This is a genomic window from Candidatus Tisiphia endosymbiont of Oplodontha viridula (assembly GCF_964264865.1).
Classification (GTDB): domain Bacteria; phylum Pseudomonadota; class Alphaproteobacteria; order Rickettsiales; family Rickettsiaceae; genus Tisiphia.
The window spans coordinates 1,180,812-1,201,112 of record NZ_OZ183486.1 but is presented as its reverse complement, the minus strand read 5'-3'; the positions used below and the strand labels follow the sequence as shown (position 1 = coordinate 1,201,112).

The 20,301-nt window shown below is 29.4% G+C and carries 25 protein-coding genes; 5 read left to right on the top strand and 20 right to left on the bottom strand.

Annotation, left to right across the window (positions count from 1 at the left end; genetic code table 11):
• Positions 1 to 127: 127 nt before the first annotated feature.
• Positions 128 to 625, bottom strand: coding sequence for an IS630 family transposase (locus ACFEL1_RS05815; RefSeq protein ID WP_375330791.1), 498 nt, complete (start codon positions 623 to 625; stop codon positions 128 to 130).
• Between the two features lie 20 nt (positions 626 to 645).
• Entirely contained in the window at positions 646 to 1,131 is a 486-nt protein-coding gene (locus ACFEL1_RS05810) for a helix-turn-helix domain-containing protein (RefSeq protein WP_375330732.1), read from the bottom strand.
• Positions 1,132 to 1,319: 188 nt separating this feature from the next.
• Between ACFEL1_RS05810 and ACFEL1_RS05805 the strand changes: the two genes are divergently transcribed.
• The gene (locus ACFEL1_RS05805; protein WP_341761837.1) at positions 1,320 to 1,739 is read left to right on the top strand and encodes a helix-turn-helix domain-containing protein; all 420 of its coding nucleotides are present in this window, start codon (positions 1,320 to 1,322) and stop codon (positions 1,737 to 1,739) included.
• Here ACFEL1_RS05805 and ACFEL1_RS05800 read toward each other — a convergent pair.
• The 6 genes from ACFEL1_RS05800 to ACFEL1_RS05775 form a co-directional block, all read right to left on the bottom strand.
• The gene (locus ACFEL1_RS05800) at positions 1,732 to 2,076 is read right to left on the bottom strand and encodes a hypothetical protein (RefSeq protein ID WP_342278975.1); all 345 of its coding nucleotides are present in this window, start codon (positions 2,074 to 2,076) and stop codon (positions 1,732 to 1,734) included. The two genes, ACFEL1_RS05805 and ACFEL1_RS05800, sit on opposite strands and share 8 nt — an antisense overlap.
• Before the next feature lie 142 nt (positions 2,077 to 2,218).
• Positions 2,219 to 2,656 carry a hypothetical protein gene (locus ACFEL1_RS05795; RefSeq protein ID WP_342278976.1) on the bottom strand — a complete coding sequence of 146 codons (438 nt, stop codon included), beginning with the start codon at positions 2,654 to 2,656 and terminating at the stop codon, positions 2,219 to 2,221.
• Positions 2,657 to 2,720: 64 nt separating this feature from the next.
• Complete coding sequence (locus ACFEL1_RS05790; RefSeq protein WP_410521703.1) at positions 2,721 to 2,873, bottom strand: ATP-binding protein; 153 nt, start codon at positions 2,871 to 2,873, stop codon at positions 2,721 to 2,723.
• 26 nt (positions 2,874 to 2,899) lie between these two features.
• Positions 2,900 to 3,661 carry a hypothetical protein gene (locus ACFEL1_RS05785; protein ID WP_375330790.1) on the bottom strand — a complete coding sequence of 254 codons (762 nt, stop codon included), beginning with the start codon at positions 3,659 to 3,661 and terminating at the stop codon, positions 2,900 to 2,902.
• Between the two features lie 171 nt (positions 3,662 to 3,832).
• Complete coding sequence (locus ACFEL1_RS05780; protein ID WP_342278978.1) at positions 3,833 to 4,816, bottom strand: hypothetical protein; 984 nt, start codon at positions 4,814 to 4,816, stop codon at positions 3,833 to 3,835.
• Positions 4,817 to 4,850: 34 nt separating this feature from the next.
• Positions 4,851 to 5,384, bottom strand: coding sequence for a sodium:solute symporter family transporter (locus ACFEL1_RS05775; RefSeq protein ID WP_342278979.1), 534 nt, complete (start codon positions 5,382 to 5,384; stop codon positions 4,851 to 4,853).
• A 17-nt stretch (positions 5,385 to 5,401) separates the two neighbouring features.
• Between ACFEL1_RS05775 and ACFEL1_RS05770 the strand changes: the two genes are divergently transcribed.
• Together ACFEL1_RS05770 and ACFEL1_RS05765 are read left to right on the top strand one after the other, a co-directional pair.
• Positions 5,402 to 6,136 carry a TylF/MycF/NovP-related O-methyltransferase gene (locus tag ACFEL1_RS05770; protein WP_375330789.1) on the top strand — a complete coding sequence of 245 codons (735 nt, stop codon included), beginning with the start codon at positions 5,402 to 5,404 and terminating at the stop codon, positions 6,134 to 6,136.
• A gap of 332 nt (positions 6,137 to 6,468) precedes the next feature.
• Positions 6,469 to 7,221, top strand: coding sequence for an IS5 family transposase (locus ACFEL1_RS05765; protein WP_375330788.1), 753 nt, complete (start codon positions 6,469 to 6,471; stop codon positions 7,219 to 7,221).
• Between the two features lie 60 nt (positions 7,222 to 7,281).
• Here the strand turns inward: ACFEL1_RS05765 and ACFEL1_RS05760 are convergent, their stop codons facing one another.
• The 4 genes from ACFEL1_RS05760 to ACFEL1_RS05745 all read right to left on the bottom strand — a co-directional run bounded on the left by ACFEL1_RS05760 (position 7,282) and on the right by ACFEL1_RS05745 (position 11,713).
• Complete coding sequence (locus tag ACFEL1_RS05760) at positions 7,282 to 7,965, bottom strand: transposase (RefSeq protein ID WP_342278982.1); 684 nt, start codon at positions 7,963 to 7,965, stop codon at positions 7,282 to 7,284.
• A 7-nt stretch (positions 7,966 to 7,972) separates the two neighbouring features.
• The gene (locus ACFEL1_RS05755) at positions 7,973 to 8,233 is read right to left on the bottom strand and encodes an IS110 family transposase (protein WP_342278983.1); all 261 of its coding nucleotides are present in this window, start codon (positions 8,231 to 8,233) and stop codon (positions 7,973 to 7,975) included.
• Positions 8,234 to 8,944: 711 nt separating this feature from the next.
• A complete protein-coding gene (locus ACFEL1_RS05750; protein ID WP_375330787.1) occupies positions 8,945 to 10,006 on the bottom strand; it encodes an IS110 family transposase in 1,062 nt (353 codons plus the stop codon).
• A 99-nt stretch (positions 10,007 to 10,105) separates the two neighbouring features.
• Positions 10,106 to 11,713, bottom strand: a complete 1,608-nt coding sequence (locus ACFEL1_RS05745) for an IS1634 family transposase (protein ID WP_375330786.1) — start codon at positions 11,711 to 11,713, stop codon at positions 10,106 to 10,108.
• Between the two features lie 466 nt (positions 11,714 to 12,179).
• On the opposite strand from ACFEL1_RS05745, the gene ACFEL1_RS05740 reads away from it, so the two are divergent.
• Positions 12,180 to 12,407, top strand: a complete 228-nt coding sequence (locus ACFEL1_RS05740; RefSeq protein WP_342279013.1) for a hypothetical protein — start codon at positions 12,180 to 12,182, stop codon at positions 12,405 to 12,407.
• Positions 12,408 to 12,476: 69 nt separating this feature from the next.
• Here the strand turns inward: ACFEL1_RS05740 and ACFEL1_RS05735 are convergent, their stop codons facing one another.
• The 5 genes from ACFEL1_RS05735 to ACFEL1_RS05715 form a co-directional block, all read right to left on the bottom strand.
• Complete coding sequence (locus tag ACFEL1_RS05735; protein ID WP_341761759.1) at positions 12,477 to 13,076, bottom strand: phosphatidylglycerophosphatase A; 600 nt, start codon at positions 13,074 to 13,076, stop codon at positions 12,477 to 12,479.
• An 8-nt stretch (positions 13,077 to 13,084) separates the two neighbouring features.
• Positions 13,085 to 14,305: an aspartate kinase gene (locus ACFEL1_RS05730; RefSeq protein WP_341761760.1), complete on the bottom strand. Its 1,221-nt coding sequence runs from the start codon at positions 14,303 to 14,305 to the stop codon at positions 13,085 to 13,087.
• Between the two features lie 158 nt (positions 14,306 to 14,463).
• On the bottom strand, positions 14,464 to 14,712 hold the full coding sequence (gene rpmA / locus ACFEL1_RS05725) for a 50S ribosomal protein L27 (RefSeq protein ID WP_341761761.1): 249 nt from the start codon (positions 14,710 to 14,712) through the stop codon (positions 14,464 to 14,466).
• Between the two features lie 24 nt (positions 14,713 to 14,736).
• Positions 14,737 to 15,054 (bottom strand): 50S ribosomal protein L21, encoded by a 318-nt coding sequence (rplU, locus tag ACFEL1_RS05720; RefSeq protein ID WP_341748347.1) that lies wholly within the window; start codon positions 15,052 to 15,054, stop codon positions 14,737 to 14,739.
• Positions 15,055 to 15,382: 328 nt separating this feature from the next.
• Positions 15,383 to 15,730, bottom strand: a complete 348-nt coding sequence (locus tag ACFEL1_RS05715; protein ID WP_341762890.1) for a hypothetical protein — start codon at positions 15,728 to 15,730, stop codon at positions 15,383 to 15,385.
• Positions 15,731 to 16,095: 365 nt separating this feature from the next.
• On the opposite strand from ACFEL1_RS05715, the gene ACFEL1_RS05710 reads away from it, so the two are divergent.
• Positions 16,096 to 16,515, top strand: coding sequence for a helix-turn-helix domain-containing protein (locus tag ACFEL1_RS05710; protein WP_375330785.1), 420 nt, complete (start codon positions 16,096 to 16,098; stop codon positions 16,513 to 16,515).
• 59 nt (positions 16,516 to 16,574) lie between these two features.
• Here ACFEL1_RS05710 and ACFEL1_RS05705 read toward each other — a convergent pair whose 3' ends face one another.
• From ACFEL1_RS05705 to ACFEL1_RS05695, 3 genes are all read right to left on the bottom strand, one after another.
• Positions 16,575 to 18,326 (bottom strand): hypothetical protein, encoded by a 1,752-nt coding sequence (locus ACFEL1_RS05705; protein ID WP_375330784.1) that lies wholly within the window; start codon positions 18,324 to 18,326, stop codon positions 16,575 to 16,577.
• A 165-nt stretch (positions 18,327 to 18,491) separates the two neighbouring features.
• Positions 18,492 to 18,884 carry a hypothetical protein gene (locus tag ACFEL1_RS05700; protein ID WP_375330783.1) on the bottom strand — a complete coding sequence of 131 codons (393 nt, stop codon included), beginning with the start codon at positions 18,882 to 18,884 and terminating at the stop codon, positions 18,492 to 18,494.
• A complete protein-coding gene (locus ACFEL1_RS05695) occupies positions 18,881 to 20,224 on the bottom strand; it encodes a hypothetical protein (RefSeq protein ID WP_375330782.1) in 1,344 nt (447 codons plus the stop codon). Before ACFEL1_RS05695 ends, ACFEL1_RS05700 begins: the two co-directional genes overlap by 4 nt.
• Positions 20,225 to 20,301 lie beyond the last annotated feature (77 nt).

The following is a 20,301-nucleotide window of genomic DNA, read 5'->3' as shown; positions in this document are numbered from 1 at the left end:
GCTACAAGTAGATATTGTATTATACAATATTATTCATGTATACATATTTGTATAATTTTGTATAAAAATTGTAAAATATTCTACATTAGTATTTTTGACTGTTATAATTTTATACTAATTCCCTAATTTAATTTAGCAAATAATTCATACAACAAATCGATTTAATTAGTGAGGCATTTAAATTTTTAAGGCAGGAACATACTACTATTTCTAGTTGTTCGATTGTGTCATATACTTTATTCTTTATAGTATTAGACTTTAAATATTGCCACAATTTCTCTGTCGGATTCAATTCAGGAGAATATGGGGGTAAATAAAGAATTTCTATATTTGTTGCAATAATTAGCTCTTTAGCTTTGTGCCATCCAGCACAATCCATAACAATAATCGCTTTTTGTTCTCCTATCTGTTTAGACATCTCTGCCAAAAATATATTTAAACAAACGGTATTGACATTTGGCATCATTAAAGTAAAATCATCACCTGTGATTGGGTTAACCGCACTATAAACATAGAAATTTTGAAAGCCCATTTTGGCTTTAACTTGAGTTCTGCTACCTTTACGAAACCAACCATAACCTAATTTAGAATGAGTCCCAAAACGTGATTCATCAAAGAAATACAAGTAACTGCTAGGGTTATTTGTTATTGTTTCTTGAAGTTTTTTTTAAACCCTTCATGAGTTTCTTTATTCTGTTTGTAATGCACTGGTCTTGGGGTAATGTATGCAAATTTAAGTTTCTGTAATACTCTATGTACAGCCGATTTACTAGAATCAATCTCCAAATTTTCTTTAAGTTTTATGATGATATTTTTTATTGTCATGTTACAATCGTCTTGTAACCATTTATTTATTGCTTCACAACAATTTTTTGTTAATTTACTTTTTCGTCCTCTACCTTGTTTATATTCAAGGCTTTTATCATTACCTTGAGCAAAGCTTTTTACCCAGTTCCTAAGCGTATTGGTTGTTATATTAAATACCTTACATACTATACCAACACCATTTTCTTTAGCAGCAATTATAGCCATAAGTCTAATAGCAACTCTATTATCTCGGTTCATGCTTGCAAGCTGCTCAATAGCACGTTGGTATAACTCTTCTGTTATTAATCTTTGATGACATCCCATTATATTCCTTTCCTTAATTTATTCATAAACTTGGAATATTATAACATAATCTCATCTTTTTTCTACTATTTATACTAATTTAAATTAGGGAATTGGTATTACTTGTAAACACATAAGCTAGAGGTTATTGTATTGACTTGAGCAAATATTGTAATAGTTACAATTATTCGATATATCAAATTTACTTTATGTTGACTACAGGTGAAATTATAAGAATATTAATGAGTGAAAAGGGGATTACTGTAACCAAACTTGCTGAGCTAACAGAAATAAAAGAAAGTACTATTACAAATATAATTTACAACAGAACTACGAAACCTGAATATTATAATAAAGTGGCAAATGTATTGAATGTCCCAATTGACACATTAGTTAAAAATAAAAAGCAATTTATTGTAAATATCAAGACATATTTAAATGCTTTGCAAATAATTATTGATGTTATTGATACATTAAAAATTCAAGAAATAAGTATTAATATTCTGCATGAATATATAGAATCATTATACCAATACTTAGAAACAAATACAAAGCCTGAGTATGCTAAAGTTTACATTAAAGGTATGATTGAAGGACACTTAAAATTCGGACTAATAAATGCTAAATAGTGCTAGATGCATTAGTTAACATTTGATTATAGAAATATAGATTATTATAGTCTATATCTATACTATCTTTAACACAGGCAATGTAATAATTATCTCCTGATATAAGTATTTTGTCTGCTCTATGAATATACTTTTTCCATACATGAGATTTTGGCCAATCGGTTGTTGAAGTACTATAAAAGCATAAAATATTTTGATAATTAGCTAATGACTGTATTGCTTCTGCATCTACAAAACGTAGTTTTGCTTCTTCTATGATTTCATCTGCACTTTCTTGGCTAAATATAAATACTCCATAGCTTTGACCATTATTATCTAATAGTAAATACCAACCCAAATCATTTAATAAATAGTATTCCGCTATATTTAAGTCTTGTATTAATTGATGGATATAATTTCTATATTCCTTAGAATGAAATGCTTTATATCTTATTAATACACTCAGATCTTTGGATATATTGTGAAAAAATTCATGGCTACTAACGGTGTATTTTCTCTAAAAATGCACTTATATTATATATTATATCTTGTTTTATATAAAATTCATTAATTATAGACTGATTTAAATGGTTTACTGCTTGTTTGTAGTCCATATTAGCTGTTAATAATATTTTATTCGCATTGGAATATTGGGCAACCTTTGTACAAAACTCAATACCTGACATACTTGGCATATTGTGATCTACTATAATAGTAGTAACTTGCTTAAATCTCTCGGGCGAATAAATATTATTACAAATTTTTTTATAGTCTATATCGTATAGTTTTTTTTCGTAATAACCGTAATCTAACAAATGTTTATACCATTGATTATCAAATTGTAAATTTGATAAATAGTTTAATGAGTCAATTGGACTAGTAGAAAAAATAATATTCTTTTTATCTTTGTATATCTCTTTTAGTTCTACGATAAACAATTCATCATCATCTAATATTAAAGTTTGAGTCGGTCAAAAAAATGGTAATAATGACATATGTTTGCTATGTATTATAATTAGGGAAATTTAATTGAAACTCTGTATATTGCCCCTCTTCAGATATACAAGATATATCACCACCAAAAGAAAGCATTATTTTTTTACAAAAAGATAACCCTAAACCTATACCATTTGCACGTCTAGTATAAAATGGTATAAAAATATTCCCTCAATCTTCTTGCTTTATACCTTCACCTGTATCTTTAAAAAAAGATAATTGTATTCATTAATTCGTTCTGACGTTATATATATTTTTGCATTACTATTTGACCTAGTATAATACAAACTATTTTTAAGTAAATTATGTATGACATGCTTAAATAAACTACTGTCACCTAAAAAACTAAAATTATAGTTTATTGATAGTATCACTTTATTTTGCTCGTCCTTTATGAATGGATAAGAATCTATTATTACATTTATTTCATGCTTGATAGATAATAGCTCTAATTTTATATCGCTACTATCTTTTTTTAATTTTGCTAAAATATTATCTACTAAATATTCTGTTTCTGTAATGACTTGATCTATTCTAGGCAAGATTTTTTTTAATGTGCCTATATCGTCTTGATTGTTTATTTTTCTTTTAATATTATTATTAATTAAGGCAAGTGTAAGTAATGGTGACTTAATTTCATGCATCATCGTTCCAGCTATATTTTTTGCAGTATTAAATCTTGCTGTACTTACTAGTTCTTTTCTTTTATTAAAAATGAATCCTATGGTTGTACTATATATTACTATATATATAAAATTATACATTGCTTCACAGTGTATTGCTTGAATAGAATGCGGTATAATAACATAATGTAATGTTATTCCCAGTATAATTCCAATAAATGAAATAATACAAAAGCTAAGCCAATCAACTAGCATAGCTAGCAGAAATATAGCAAGAGAAATATTAATTAACCAAAACTGAGAAGTAGGGTTATTCAATGCCATAAATGTTGTGAATAGAGGTAAAGTGTATATTAAAGTAAAATACCAATATAATGGGAAATATTTGATATATTTTTTATGCCAATAATCATGCGTTAATAATATTACACAAATAAGACCTGCTATAAAACGTAATGCTAGGATTACATTAAAGTTATCAACCTTATCAGAGTCCTACATGAACCATGGTACTATATAATTTATACAACAAAATGTACCATATACTTTTACATTGATAGAATTTTCTTCCATTTTATTTTTAATAAAGTGTATAAATTGGGTGATATTATACTGAGACTTAATAATATGTTGCTTTTTGCTTGTAATATTTTTATTTAACCTTAATCTAAATCCACTATTGCACCATAAATTATAAACTAATATCATGAGTGATATTAGTAACGATACTATAAGTGTACTTATACAAATCTCAACTTTAAGGTAATAATTTAAAAACATTGTAATACATGTTATAACACAGCAGTACCAAAAAAAATTAAGTGGTCTACTTAGTCTTAAAATACCTATGATCATAGGTATACCAACCATTATGCCCCATATTAATTCTAAGTCCATAATAACTCTAATAATATTTAAGTTTAACAAACCAATACTTATGCCTATAATTCCGCTAATAAATGTTGCAATTTTAGCTAACTTTAATTCATTGAAGCTAGAATGTATTTTAAATATACAATTATGTGATAGTAGGATAGCTGCTGAGTTGATATTTGAATCAGCAGTTGACATAATTACCGCAAAAATACCAGCAATAGTTAAACCTTTGACTATACTAGGTAATAAGTTTATTATTGCTATATTTAATAGGTGATGTGGTAAAATATTAGGATATATAATTAACCCAGATAATGCGATAATTGCTAAAGTAAATATAAGTGCAGACTTTATAAAACAATAAGTATACATTATTGACTGTATGTCTTTTGGATTAATTGCGGCTAGATATCTTTGTATTAATGAGGGATTTAAATGATGCGTAGGCATAGATAAGGCAAAAAATAGTATAATATAATTTAAGTAATCAGCCTGATTGAAAAATGATAGTTTATTACTTTTAGATTGTAGTAGTATAGCTGTCATACCTCCAGCCTTATTCAGCATTACACTTGCTAGTATTGGTATAACTACAATTAACAATGTAAATTGTATTACATCTGTTATTGCTACTGATCTAAATCCACCTAGTACATGAATAGACTACTATAATTAATCCACCTATTATCACTCCCATTTCATATTGCATACCAAGTAAAGAGTTAAATATATGACCTAAGGCAGTAATTTGTACTCCAGCTATTCCTGTACAATAAGAAAATCCAATTATAGCTGTTACAATGGACGCGTTTTTACCATAAAAGATTTTAATTATATCACTAGCTGATATATTGTTATTAAATCTATTATCAATTTTTATGGCTATGAATTTTGCAAATAAAAAGCTACCTAAAACATATCCAAAATTAGGTATTATAAATATAACACCTAGTTTATATATTTCAGATATTGTTCCTACAGTAGAACCTGCACCAATTATAGTGGCAAGTGAGCTGAACAATAATATAGGGTAACTAAGTTGTTTTTTAGCAATTGCATAATCTATTATATTAACGTTTTCTGCTCTATAGTATACTCCTACTACAATAGTAATTAGTAAATATAAAACAATGATGCTAATGTCCAAATAAGATAATTTTGATATATACATATAAAATTGTTTTTGTTATGCATAAAATACCTTTTAAAAATTACAATTATTTTCAAAATAATGCAATTATATTCCCGGATGTAAAATTAAAGCATAATTATGGCAATAATCAAATACTTCATTTTTGTACAGCCAATAGACCTTTAACAGATCATTTGTCTACTATAAACTACATAAAAAAGCACATGCGTGGTTGCATAATTTTTGATTGCGATGCGGATATATTAAAATTTACACTAGAAAGTGTTAAAACAGTTACTAATAGTCTTATTATTGAATTTGGAGTATGCACTGGCAAAACTATTAACATTATTGCAGCACTGAATTCTAAAAATGTTGTTTATGGATTTGATTCATTTGATGGTCTTCCAGAAGACTGGCGTACTGGAGCAAATAAAGGTACATTTAAATTAAGCGATGATATTGTCCCACCTTTATTGGCAAATGTATCAATATATAAAGGTATGTTTGAAGACACTATCCCCCAGTTTAAAAATGAAATAAAAGACACACCCATATCTTTAATACATATAGATTGTGATTTATATTCCTCAACTAAAAGTATATTTAAATATCTATCTACAAATATAGTAGTTGGCACATTTTTATTATTTGATGAATATTTTAATTACGATGGCTGGGAAGAACATGAGCATAAGTCATTTATAGAATTTATACAGCATACTAATTTATCTTTTGAATACATAGCTTATAATAAGTTTCATGAGCAAGTCTTAGTACGTATTTGTTAAATCACATATAGCCTTTATGTAGCAAATGTTTCTGACTGTTTAGAGATGAACTCTACTCTTATCTTCGAGATATAAAATGGCAAGAATTATGGTCCGGAATGGGATTAATATGTGGTGTGTGGGATATCTTGCCTCGATAGCGGACTATTTAACTGCTCCTTTGACCAAGCAACTTCATCTACTCGTCTAGCGTCGATAAAAAATAATCTCCTGTTTAAATCCATGTGTTCTAGGTTCTGTTGACAAAAATTGTAGTTAGGAAAAAGGAATAAAAAGTTGTCATAGTAAGAAGAAATGGTAGTTTCTAGTTATCAAAAAAAGGAACTATCAATATGAAGTATTACATAGAAGAACAAGCATGGGAAGTAATTTTATCATTTTTTAAGGAAAGAAATGGTATACACAACAAGAATGAAGAAAAAATGAGACAGTTTATTGAAGCAATATGGTTTATTGTTAGAACAGGTTGTCAATGGCGTCTTCTACCTGACGATTATGGTTGTTGGTACAGTATTTATCGCAGATTTAAGAGATGGGTTGATAAAGGTATATGGGATGCTTTAATGGATTATGTTAAAGTAGATGCAGATATGGAATTGATTATGATTGATGCAACTATTATAAGAGTACATGCTTGCTCATTTGGATATATCAAAGGTAATCAAGAAGAAGCAGCTTTAGTTAGAAGCAGAGGTGGTTTTAGTACTAAAATTCATGCCCTTGTTGATGCCCTTGGTAATCCATTAAAGTTTATACTAACTGCTGGGCAAAGAAATGATATAACTCAAGCGGGAAATCTTACTCAAGATGTTCAGAATACGACAGTGATAGCCGATAAAGGATACGATAGTAGTGCATTTGTAGAAAGTTTAGAAAATAAGGGGTGTGAGATTGTTATACCACCAAAATCTAACCGTAAAGTACAACGTGAATATGATAAACATACTTATAAGGAACGACATTTAATTGAGTGCTTATTTGGTAAAATCAAACATTTTAGGCGTATATTTTCTAGATTTGATAAAGCCCCAGCCACTTTTTTAGCTTTTCTAAATTTCGTTGGAACTTTAATATGGTTACGTTAAAATTTTTGTCAACAGCAATTATCTTTTATCTAAATTTTCAAAAAAATAAAAAATATTTATCTAAATAACAAAACAACGTTTTTGTTGAATAAGTTTATGGCACACTTCAAGTAGTTTACGCATGCACGCAACTATAGCAACCTTTTTAGGTTTAAAATTGTTAACAAGCCTATCATATAAAGCTTTTAAATATTGAAAACTATTTTTGACACCATTTTTCCCCGCCAATACCGCCATGTATAAAGCATCTCGTGGTATTTTCCTGCCACCTCTAATAAATCTTCGTCCTTGCTTATTACCACTATCACGAGCATAAGGAGCTATCCCCACAATTGCTGACAATTCGTTACTACTATAATTTTTATTTCCTAATTCAGGTAAAAAACTAATTAGTTTTTTAGCTACGCATTTACCAATACCAGGCACACTCTCTAATATTTTTACCTTCTCTTTCAACTCTTCTGATTCATCTATTACCTCATTTAATTTCTTATCAAGCTCAGCTATTTCATTCTGTAAAAATTTAATGAGTTTTTCTATACTCTCTTTATCAATGCCATCAATACTATGATGTAGCCTCTTCTTTTCATTGCTAAGCATTAATACTAAATCTTCTCGCCTTTGCTGACATCTCTTCAAAGTCTCTGATTCAACTTGATATAAATAATTAGCTGTAAGTTGCATCTTATCGCCATAATATGCTAATTTAAATGCGTCCTTCTTATCAGTTTTACACAAATTCACCGATTTACTAAATAGAATTAAAACTATAGGTATTGACCTTATGTATCTGTTGCTTATTATTATACAATTCTTGGCAAATCTCTGCTTCATAACCTCCAGTAGGCTCACATACTATTATCTTAATTTCTTGCTCTTTTATTAATTTTATCAGTTCTTCATGCCCTAACTTATCATTGGAAAAACGATTATATATCGGTTTATTGTTAGACTCATATAAACATATATCTAACCATTTTTTACTTACATCTAGACCTATTATTTTACTCATGATATAATCTCCTTCATCTTATTGTGCAAGGCTGCTGCTTCCAGCACCTTCTGCAATTTGTTCAAAGCAAACCTTGTAAGAGGGTACTTATTCTGTGCACGATTATTTCAATCAAGAACCTATCAAGTCACCCTCTTACAATTACTTATATCATAATTTAAAGATATAAGAACCTAGGTAATGATAAAATAACTTAGTGATAGCATAATTAATGATAGAATGATTTAGTAAGTAATAAAAAAGAAAAAGCTATGTTTGATTTTCTAAACTTTTTCTCGAGTGGTGCGACTCATCTTCGAGATAAATATGAGCAGAAATTATGCTATAGAACGTGAGTATTATGCGACGAGTGGAGTGTAGAATTAAATTCTCGTTACTGACTACATGTATGGATCTCCTGTAAAATGCAAGAAAAAAATAACATCTAATAGCAAAAATGCAAATGCATACATGTATCCGGCTTATAGTTAATAAATTATGTGTAATTTATCCTACAGCCCTGATGGAATTCGCTGGCTTACAAATTTACTATATACTTATCATTTTATCGGCTTCAAAGAGCCATTGTAGTCATCAGTTTCTTTGTAAGCTAAGGTTTGTCTTATTTACCATCAATATTATTATCTCACGCATATTCCGGGTTGGAATCTCTTACATATTCTTTGTTTACCTATTAATTAATAAACCACTATTTATTTTATTTTATGTTAATTATAATAGCTCTGTGCTACAAACTTTACTCTCTACATAATCATCCCCTGACCTTAGTACTGCAAACACCACTCTTGCCAGTTTATTAGCTACAGCAACTACTGTTTTATTATGTCCATTTCGCTCAGATAAATTAAACATCCACTGCGTAAATTTGCTAAAATCTTTTTTAGATTTTTGTTCTTCCGATGTAAATCTTATCTTGGCATTTAGTACAGCTCTAGCTCCTTGGATCAATAGAGTACGCAAGTAAACATCACCTCGCTTGCTAATTCCAAGCAACTTATCTTTCCCTCCACTGGAATGCTGCCTTGGCACTAATCCAAGCCATGCCGATAATTGCCTACCATTCTCAAAACTTGTAGCATTACCTATTGATGCTATTAAAGCAGTAGCAGTAATTAAACCAAGACCAGGTATAGCTGTTAATCGTTGATATTGAGTTAAGTTGCTAGCTATTATTTTTAATCTTTTTTCTATCTCTTTTATTTTTTTGTCATTATCCAAAAATTCCTCTTTCAGTTCACTAAATGTTTGGTAACCTAGCTGACTCAAATTTCCTTCATCTAAAATCTCAGTTAATTTTGTTACAACCTTATTGATCCCTTGAGGAATAATAAAACCAAATTCATGTAATAATCCTCTAATTTCATTCGCAAGTGCCGTACGGTTTTTTACCAATCTCTCTCTTACCCGATGAATTGACAAAATATCTTGTTGTTCTACAGTTTTAATTGGTACAAACCTCATATTTGGTCTTGTTACTGCTTCACATATAGCTTCAGCGTCAGCTTGATCGTTTTTATTAGTTTTAACATACGGTTTGACAAATTGTGGAGCCATTAGTTTTACTATATGCCCCAATTTAGTTATTTCTCTTGCCCAGTAACTAGCTCCGCCGCAAGCTTCCATCTCTACCAAACATTTTGGTAAATTAGCCATAAATGTTAAAACTTGATCTCTCATTAATTTTTTCTTTAATACCGTCTTACCATTTTTATCTACACCATGAATTTGGAAAATTCTTTTTGCAATATCTATACCAATTGTGGTAACTTCCATCTTAGCCTCCTGATTGTTATTTTAATATTTAATATTAACTTTAGAAGATTAGCAACTGCTTTTCATTCTGTATATCAGGAGGTCCATACCATTATTTTATCATTTTGCAGATTTTGTCATTTGGGGCATCGTTAAATCAAATAAATTGAATAAATTTTGTTGAAACTCGCTTAATTTTGGTAATCTTATAACTTTGCAACCCTTGATTGTGTAATATAAAAAACATACTTTATCCAGCTCTCTTAATGCTTCCTCAATGGTCACATTATATTTACCATCCTTGGTTACGCCGCAACCTTGTTTCAACTTATTTTTCATATAGTGCCATATTTTTAATGCCAACATACAAACAAATACATGTCCCTTCGTTCTGTTGCTTTTCCTTAAAAAGATCGGTCTTACTTCGAGTAATCCTGTCTTCATACTGCTAAAATTCGATTCTACTTCATGTAAATTATGGTAAGCTTTATCAACCAATTCTTTACTCATCAGTTTAATTTCAATCTGTGTTTCAATCGCATAACAACCATCAAGAGCAAACAACTCTTTTTTCTTATCTTGATCAATTTCAACCACTATTTGGTTGCCATCTAATTTTAGGTTGATAAATTTATCTATCCGCCATTCTTTGGCAATTTTTTGAATATTATTTAAACCAAGTTCTAGCTTTGCTTTCTTATGGGTTGATACATATATATTACGCTCTTCAATCTTTGCAACCAATTTTTCAACTCGGTTATTCCTATCAAACTCAACTTTTCGGGCTATAGAACCATTCTTCCTTAAAATATATCTTTTGCCATTATTGGTTACTTCGCATAGCTGTTCTTCAAAAAAACTATATTGCAAAACTCCGCTTTTCTTTAAGCTTTCAATCTCAACTTTACTTAAGGTTGTAATATAGTCCCATCCTTCTTTGCTCAGGGCTTCTTTGCCTGTCCTCTTAATCATTCCTTTATCACCAACAAAGACGATATTCTTAATACCAAAATTAGATTTTACTAGCTCAATCTGCTCATAAATGGTAGAAGGATCAGCACTATTACCCTTAAAAACTCTAACAGCCAAAGGTTCGCCATGATCATCAGTTAATAGACCAATCACTATTTGCTTTTTACCCTTCTTTTTATCCCGATTGTACCCATATTCCGCAAGTTCATTCTCTGTTCCTTCGAAATAGCTGGAAGTGACGTCATATAAAAGCATAACAGGCGGCTTGTTATTTTTCTTTTGATAAGTTTTAAATAATTTTAATTCGATCTTTTCTTGGTTCTCTTCTAACCATTCTAGAGCCTGATATAAATGGTTTTCATCAAATGAATCGACAGATAATACATCAGATATCGCATGCGATTTCGCCCATTTCACGCTGGAAAGTCTAGACCCTTGGTGAGCAAAGCGTGCTAAAACCAAAAATAGACTCAATAAAGCTTCTTTGCTTCTAGTACCAAGAGCCTTAGTAATACCAATTTCATCAGCAATTCTTTTTAGTAGAAAAATAGTCCCAAAACTTTCACCAACCTCAGGAACACCATCTAAACCATCAAATTCACCTTTCAGCATCTTCTTAAAAGCCTCAATGCGTAAATCATCCCAGTTAGTTAAGTTAGCTAGGGTTTTATTTAATACTTTCCTGTCTTCGCGATAAGAGGTACGAAGCAATATTGCAGGACGAGAATTTCTATTTGGAACAGTTGTAATATACATGAAAGAGATTATATCTCTAAATTCCAGCATTGTCAAATAAAAAATATCATTTACATGACTACAAATTTTATAGCAAAATCCTTATAAACCTTATTCTTTAGGTGTTTTAAGCACTTTTTCGTCTAGAAGATGAGTAGCCAGTTATCAGACCTCCCAACCATTCATTATCAGTTAAATTACACAAGCCTAAAACAGAGAGAGATAAAGCTGTAAAATATCAACGAAAGAGGGGATATCAAGCATGGAGAGTAAATGACCGAAGGGAGAGCGTAGAAAATACGCTTTTTCGTTTTAAAACTTCTTTTGGTAGCAAGTTTTTATCAAGAGATAATCAGAATATGACAAATGAAATATCGATTAAATGCCACCTTCTAAACAAAATGTTTTAGATTGGCAAACCAATTTCTGTTGCCGTTTGCTAACCCTCTATTTTGGGGTTAGGGGTAATTTATCTCAAATCCTATTTATGCAACAAAGCCCAAAAGAATTATTAAAATTTAACAGAAGTCATTGGTCATGCGAAAATAATTTAAACTGGATAAAAGATAAGGTTTTTGAAGAAGATAAGTCAACTATTAGTACTGGAGAAAATCCGTTAATAATGTCATTATTGGGGATAATAGCTCTATTTTCAAACAAAATTACTGAAACTAGAGAAAATTTTAACAATTATAGACATAGGTTGGTTATTTAAATTATTCTCAACTTAAAGTTAGGATTTTTAAACTGCCCTGAACCTAGAACAGCCTAATTAAAATATTATTTAGCCAAACCAATTTATTAAAGTAAAAGTGATAGCATAATGCATGACTGAAGCAAAGATTGCTGCTGCAATGTCATCTACCATAATACCAACACCCCCTTTGATATTAGCATCGAGCCAATTTATTGGCCATGGTTTTATTATATCAAAAAATCTAAACAACACTAAGGGCAAAGCAAATAAAAAGATAAAATTTATTAGTTGTGAACTTAAATATTTTGTAAGTCCTGAGTAGTTTACGAAAACCACAGAAAAACAACTTAGTATTATTGTTAGCATTTGACCAACTACCTCATCAATCACCACTTCTTTTGGATCGTCCTGTGTAGCATATTGTATGTATATTGAAGAGAAGTATGTGCCTAACATAAATAACAATAGGCAAATCAAAAGAGTAATAATAAAGAGAGTAATAAGTTGTGCTTGTAAAGTTGTGAAATTAGTAAATGAAAAAATTAGTTGATTAGTTAGAGAAAGATATACGATCAAGTAGCACAAAGGGAAAGCAGCTAAAGACCCAAATGTACCAGGACAATATTTTATTCTACCTATATAGAAAAAAGTTACAAAAAGTTCTACAAATTTTTTTCTTTTAGACATAATTCTGCTTAATTTTCTGATAATTCAAATAATTGATGCAAGCAACGTATTGTTTTTTCAGTATCTAGGTCTTTTATTAGGATAGAAATTTTAATTTCTGAGATTTGTATCTTTTTCACTGGTATATTTTCTTTTTCTAGTTCATTTAATACCGTACCAAGTAGGGTTTGATCATTTTTAATACCATAACCAATAATTGATACTATAGAAATTTGACTGTCAATGATAAAATTATTTATTTGATTAGTATTTTTTAGATCATCTAGTAAATGTTGTAATTTATTTTTATCGGATAGTTGGATAATGAAACTATATTGTATATTTGTCTTAATATTTTCCATTAATTCTAGGTGAATATTATGGTCAGCGATGAGTTTGCATATCTTAGAAAAACTCAATTGGGAGGATACCACTAATTGTAATAAATTCTTGTTGGAAGTAATACCAGTAATTTGCCTATTTTCCATAATTTTATCTCTAGATGTTATTAGTGTACCATTTTTTTCGTGGTATAATGGGAGTAAAAACGACGATAAAACGCGTATGGGTACATTATATCTAATAGCAACCTCTAAGGAACGTGGATGCAGCACTTTAGCTCCACAAGATGTAAATTCCAGCATTTCTTCAAAACTAATCTGTGATAATTTTGTTGCTCCCGGGACAATGCGAGGATCGGCAGTAAACACTCCTTCCACATCAGTGTATATATCACATCTATCAGCTTTCATAGCAGCTGCAATTAAAGAGGCGGTAGTATCTGATCCTCCTCGACCAAGCGTTGTCAACCTATTATTATTGGTAACACCTTGGAATCCAGCAACTATTGGAATGATGTTTTGCTTAATACATTCTATTAACAAACTAGTAGAGAGTTGTTCAACCAAAGCTTTGCTATAATTATCATTGGTTAAGATCGGTAATTGCCATGCCAGCACAGATCTTGCACTCATGCCTTGTTCTTGTAGTTTAAGGGCTAGTAAAGATGCTGTTACCATCTCCCCGCTACAAAGAGCGGCATCATATTCTGCGAGTTCTGAATTGGTCTTAAGACTAGAAACTTCATTACATAGAGTAACTAGTTGGTTGGTAACCCCGGCCATAGCTGAAACGACAATTATTACTTGATTGCCATGCTGCTTTTCAAGCTTAATTATTGGAATAATTTCTTTTATTCTTGCAATGTTAGCAACGGAAGTTCCACCAAATTTTTGAACTATTACTGACATAAATCTGCAAGCGTAATTTTCGATGTCATTCCTACGTAGGTAGCAGAATCTAAAAAAATAGACCAAGAGGGTTTGTTAGACTTTTTTAGACTCCTGTCTACGCAGGGGTAACATTGTGTGGTTAATAGGGATGACATCTGCAGGCAGAAATAGCATCATCACTGCACAATATTGACTATTTTATAGTCTCTCTTACTAGAAAATTCTACTTTGCCTGCAATCAATGCAAATAACGTATGATCTCTACCAAGTCCAACATTTTTACCTGGGTGAAATTTAGTACCACGTTGTCTAACAATAATGTTACCTGGTATCACATATTGTCCATCATATTTTTTAACACCCAACCTACGACCGACCGAATCTCTGCCGTTTCTAGAACTACCACCAGCTTTTTTAGTTGCCATTTATATATCCTTAAATAAATCCTATTATAGTTTAGTAATGTCTAATATTTTCAATTCGGTCAATTCCTGCCTATGACCAGTCTTGCGACGATAATTCTGACGACGTTTTTTCTTAAAGACAATAACCTTATTATCTTTAAACTGGTTAGTAATTTCAGCAGTAACAAGAGCTCCTTTAACCATTGGCGTACCTATAAAAGATGGCTTTGAATCTTCACCAATCATCAATATTTGGTCAAATTGGATTTTTGCACCTCTTTCACCGTCAATTTTTTCTACTTTGATGACACTGTTTTTGCCGACTTTATACTGTTTCCCGCCTGATTTGACGATTGCGAACATGAAAAATATCCTAACTAAAATTTAAACAAATTAAATCGGCATTATATTACCAGCAACTATTTTAGTCAATAGCAATTCGTAATTAAATAGATAATGCTATAAATAAAAGATAGCCCGTATTATTTATAATAATACAGTTTCTAATCATTATTATTGACCTTGTATTGTTGACATGATTAGTATACTCTTCTGCTCCTACGAATTGTTTTTTGAAAATATCATGGATTCGCATGCTCACCATTCATTTTCAAATCCAATTCTTCAAATCATTTGAGTATAACAGCGATAGTTGCTTGCCTTATCACAACTACACATTCTGTCTTCTATGCTATAATTTTATTTTGGTTTTACTATTACTTATTTTGGATTTATTTGTTGACTCTTCAGTTGTCTTACACTTTTCTTGTTGTTCAAGTATGCTCAAAATACTTTTGATATACAGTTCGATATCCTCTAAGTGATACACTACGCTTAAAATGTTATCATCTCTTTTACTGGTTACAGCACTTAACTGTTGTAGTTCTTTAAATAAACGAGATGTATCTGTCTTAGCTTTGCCAAATATATTGGAGAAATCTTTACTAGTTATATTTATCTGATGCAAATATTTCAAAGATATTAAGATTAATAAACCTTCAATAATAATTAATATTATTGCTAAGTATTGCTGCCACATTCTAACTTCTTATTGTTTTGTTATGATATCAATGCTACTTCAACATGTTTTTTGTGAATTAATCTTGAGTTGTATCTTGCTGTTCCATACATACTACCCCCATTCGTAATAAGAATTAGTTAATTCTTATCACGAATTGGCTTTAATATAAGGAAAAATGCATCCTTAAATCCATTTACATGAATATTAATCATTCTTATTTAAATAAATACTTTGATAAACTACTTTACCTTGTACAAATTTTAGTATATCAATACAGTTAATACTTATAATATTATGCATAATAATATACATTTATTTTTAGTGTATATAAATACATAATATTGTCAACTAAAATGTCTAACTAAATTCATTTATTTATAAAAATGTCACACTTAATTATTAAGAAAAATATTGAAAGGCTATTAAAAGAAAAAAATTGGCGTGTTGTTGATTTTGAAAATAAGATTGGACAAGGTAGAAGCGTTACAAATATATTCAGAGGTACTTCCAAAAATCCTACTATAGAAGTATTGCAATCTATAGCAGGTGCTTTTAATATTGAAATTCAAGAATTATTATTAGATCACGATAACCAAGATTCTATACTTAATATTTCTTTGCTTCGTGATACTTGTGATAAAATCATTAATGAACTTGAGCTAATTCACTATCCTATTGCTGTAAGGTATAGTAACGTATTTGCTCTTATTAAAGAAGTATACGAATACTCTTCACAGTTGAGTTTAGATAAAGCTGATGAAAATTTTACTAAATGGCTTATTCAAAAACATTATAAAAAATAACTCTAATATTTAGATTAACACTAGGTTCTAGAGCATTATTCACTTCAGACAATATGCTTTTATGGGCATACTCCATATAATTCTTTACTCCTAGGATGATCAGAACCAAAATATGTCAAAAGAAGTGAGTAAAAATAAGTGCATTGTATATGTCTATCACTTTTATTAGCTAATTTCGTAGCAGTTTTTGCTGCCTGAAAGAAGGCATAACTTACATTATCCATATTGCCAATGTTTTTGATATTGTATATGTTCCAATAAATATTTTTAGCTAATCTATAATTAATCATAGCCTCTTCTGCTTTCCCTAAAGTACTTAATATATTTGCTTTTACTACTAAAGCATTAGCTAAAAATATATCTATGGAATTCTCTAACTCATTTTCCCTATTGCTTCTATCTTGGTCTTGTATCAGTATATCAACTACTTTTACTATATGTTTCCAAGCATCATTCTGCCTCTTTAGCCCTAATTCAGATTTTGACAACTCTGTTAAACAATATGCTATTGTTGTAGATGTGATATCTTTAATTTCATTTAGATCACTACTCATTATCTTAGTATATACATCGTTAGTTATAGCGTAAGCCTCTTCAAATTTTTGCATATTATTTAGTATTTCTGCTTGCAAAATATAAATGGGTGCAAGCCATACATTTTCTTGTCTTAATTCTACATCACCTATTTGTGCCAATGTCCTAGATTTATTTAGCTGAGTTTTTTCTTTACTTATCGTATCTATAATTGCTAATAAAGCCTGCTGATACTTTCCTTGAGTTAATAATATTCTAGCCATACCATAATCTATCATGCTTGCTTTATGTATAAAGTTTTTATTATTAAGCATTATATTTTGTATAATATGTAAGTTATCTTCTGCCTCTTTTATTTGCCCTGTGAATACCTGAACTTGAAACATTTCATAATAAATTGATGATTTTGCTACCTCATTGTTTGGTAAACTATTTATGGCGTTTTTAGCCTTCACTAAATATTGCATGGCTATATCTGAATGGTGATTAACAACAAAGTATTCATATCGTCCTATACGTCCTAAATACCTACTATACGCTACTTGCTCTAATTCTGTCATATTTTGCCAAATCAACTTATGTTCGTGTTCTTTAAACCAACTTACCATTTTTTTGGCATTATATGGTTCTCTAGAACGTAAGTAGTAGCCAAGTAGGCTATTATGCAAGACCATGCTTGCATAAATATTACTATTATACTTATCCGCATTAGCTAGCAGTACTTCTACATTACTTTCAAAGGTATTATCCTGCATAATTAAATAAAATTGATTTACCATCTCCCCTGACATTAAATGTTGTATTTTAATAAGTAGTTTATCAATAGTTTTCTTATTAGTAGCTAAATCGTATATATTTAATATCTCATATTTTACTGCATTATGCATTCGAAATACTTTTTTATTTCTATTGTTACTAATTTGTTCAATTAAACCAAATCTTACTATCTCATCAATTAAATCGGATAATTTCTCCTTATCATCTACTAGATGTTCTAGTAAATTATTACCTATTTTTTGATTATTTAATAACGCCATATAGTATAATAGTGTTTTGGCTTCTGATGTAATTTCATTTAATACTATTGATAAATGTGCATTTAATTTGTTATCATGTTTTCGTATATAATTTATATACTCTTTGATTGTCATGTGGTTGTTGCTTTGTAAAAAAATAGCACTATGTCCAATTATATTAGTGGGATAACCTTTTAAATTACATGCCAAATCTTTTTTAAATTCCTCTGATCGCTCGTCTATAAGCTTATTAATTGCCATAAAAATGTCTTTTTCTTGTAAATAAGGAACTGAGATTCTTGGTAGCAAATATTGACTATCTTGCGAACAAATTATAATATGTCCATTATGATGCCAATCAATAATATCCTTAATTTTGTTATTTTCATTAATATGTAAATTATCGAATATTAATAACCACCTCCCCTAAGGTTTAAGATATGTCATAAGGTTTTGTTTAACGCTTCCGGTACTTTCTGAAATGAAACACCCCGTTTTTGAACATATTTTTTGATTTATTTCTTTGGCCAATAAAACAAATTGTGGGATTAAATCTATACTTGCATCTAAAAACGCAATAATATCGTAATCTTGTTGATATTTTTGTGCATATTTTCTAGCTATTTCACTTTTTCCTATACCACTGATACCTGTAATACCTACTATTCTGTCTCTTATTAATAACTTCCTTATGTTGTTAATTTGTTCCTCATGATTAACGAAATAGTATACTGGCTCTTCTTTATTAAAAAGAAGTACTGCATATGCTTCACAAGTAGAAATTACTACTATAAATAGTAATAGTATAAAATTTCTCATTTTAAGTCGTTAAGTTTTCTATACTTATTCATTTTAATTATCTGTGCCTTTTGGGTAGTGTCGGTATTTAACTCTGTTGGTACATTATCTAATTTTATTTCTATTGTTGTAGAGTACTTATTTTTAGTTACTTGACAATTTATTTTAAAACTTTTTAACAAAATAAATATTTGTCCCAAATTTAATATGTATAAATTAGCTGTATCATTAAATATTTTTTCAGAATATCTTACTGCTAAATTTTGGTCTAAACTAAACCCTTCACCGATAAAGGTAATCAAGTTGTTTTGAAATATTAACTTTACACATCTCGATCTTTCTGTATTTTTATTAAAGTACAAGATATTAGATAATACACTAACCATAATTTGGTTAAATATTTCCGATTCAAAAGGCACTTCAAGTGTCTCTATATTACTGACTATATCTAGTTTAATATTAGAATTATAGCAAGCTGTGTATCCTGTATAATAACTTTGTAGATATAAAATTATCGGAGTTAGTTTTATTGTATGGTAATTAATTTCATTGTGGGACTCTAATGTTGTTATTGGTAATGGAAAATATTCACTATTATATCCTAGTTCTTCTTCTATATTAACAGTATTAGAGATATTAAATGATTTTTTATTATTACTACTTTTAGAATAGTGATAACATTTTAGAGTAAATTCTTCGTTTATTTTGTGAAACAATAGAATATTTTTACTATGTTTCACACTGTTAGTTAAATCTGCCTCTAACTTGTTAAGTTTAATTTTAATTTTTTTATCTCTATAAGATAGATACAATATTATTGTAAATAGTACTAAAATTGTAAATATAGAACCTATATTTAATAATAAAATTTGCTGCTTAACCCTAGAGATAGCTTGTTGTGTATAATAAGAATTAGGAGAAATTTGTATTGAGATATTATAAGTGAGGTCTTTATTAATGTGATACTGCTTGTTCAAACTCTCCTGAAATTCTACCACACCATTAGATATAATTGAATGATTATTAATAGTAATATTGTATTTAAATACTTGGTTTGATAGTATATCTAGTAGTTCTTGTAGAGTGATATAAGGTAGATCGTTTTTGCCATACACGCTATTTGGTATATGATACTTCGAAATGAAAACATGATTCCTAATATGTTCTTTTAAAATAGAGATTTGATCAGATATATCATTACTACTTAATATATAATTAATATTAAATTTATCAACTAAAAGCGATCTAATTATATTATGATATTCTTCTAATTTTATTAGGTTTTGCTGATGATATTCATGATTGATACAACGACGTACCAATATATTTGTTAATACAACAAAGCTAATCACAAATATCATAGATATTGCACTTGCTTTTCAAATGTTCTCCCTTTTAATAAACATTTTTGTTTTTTTTGTTCATGATTTAATAACAT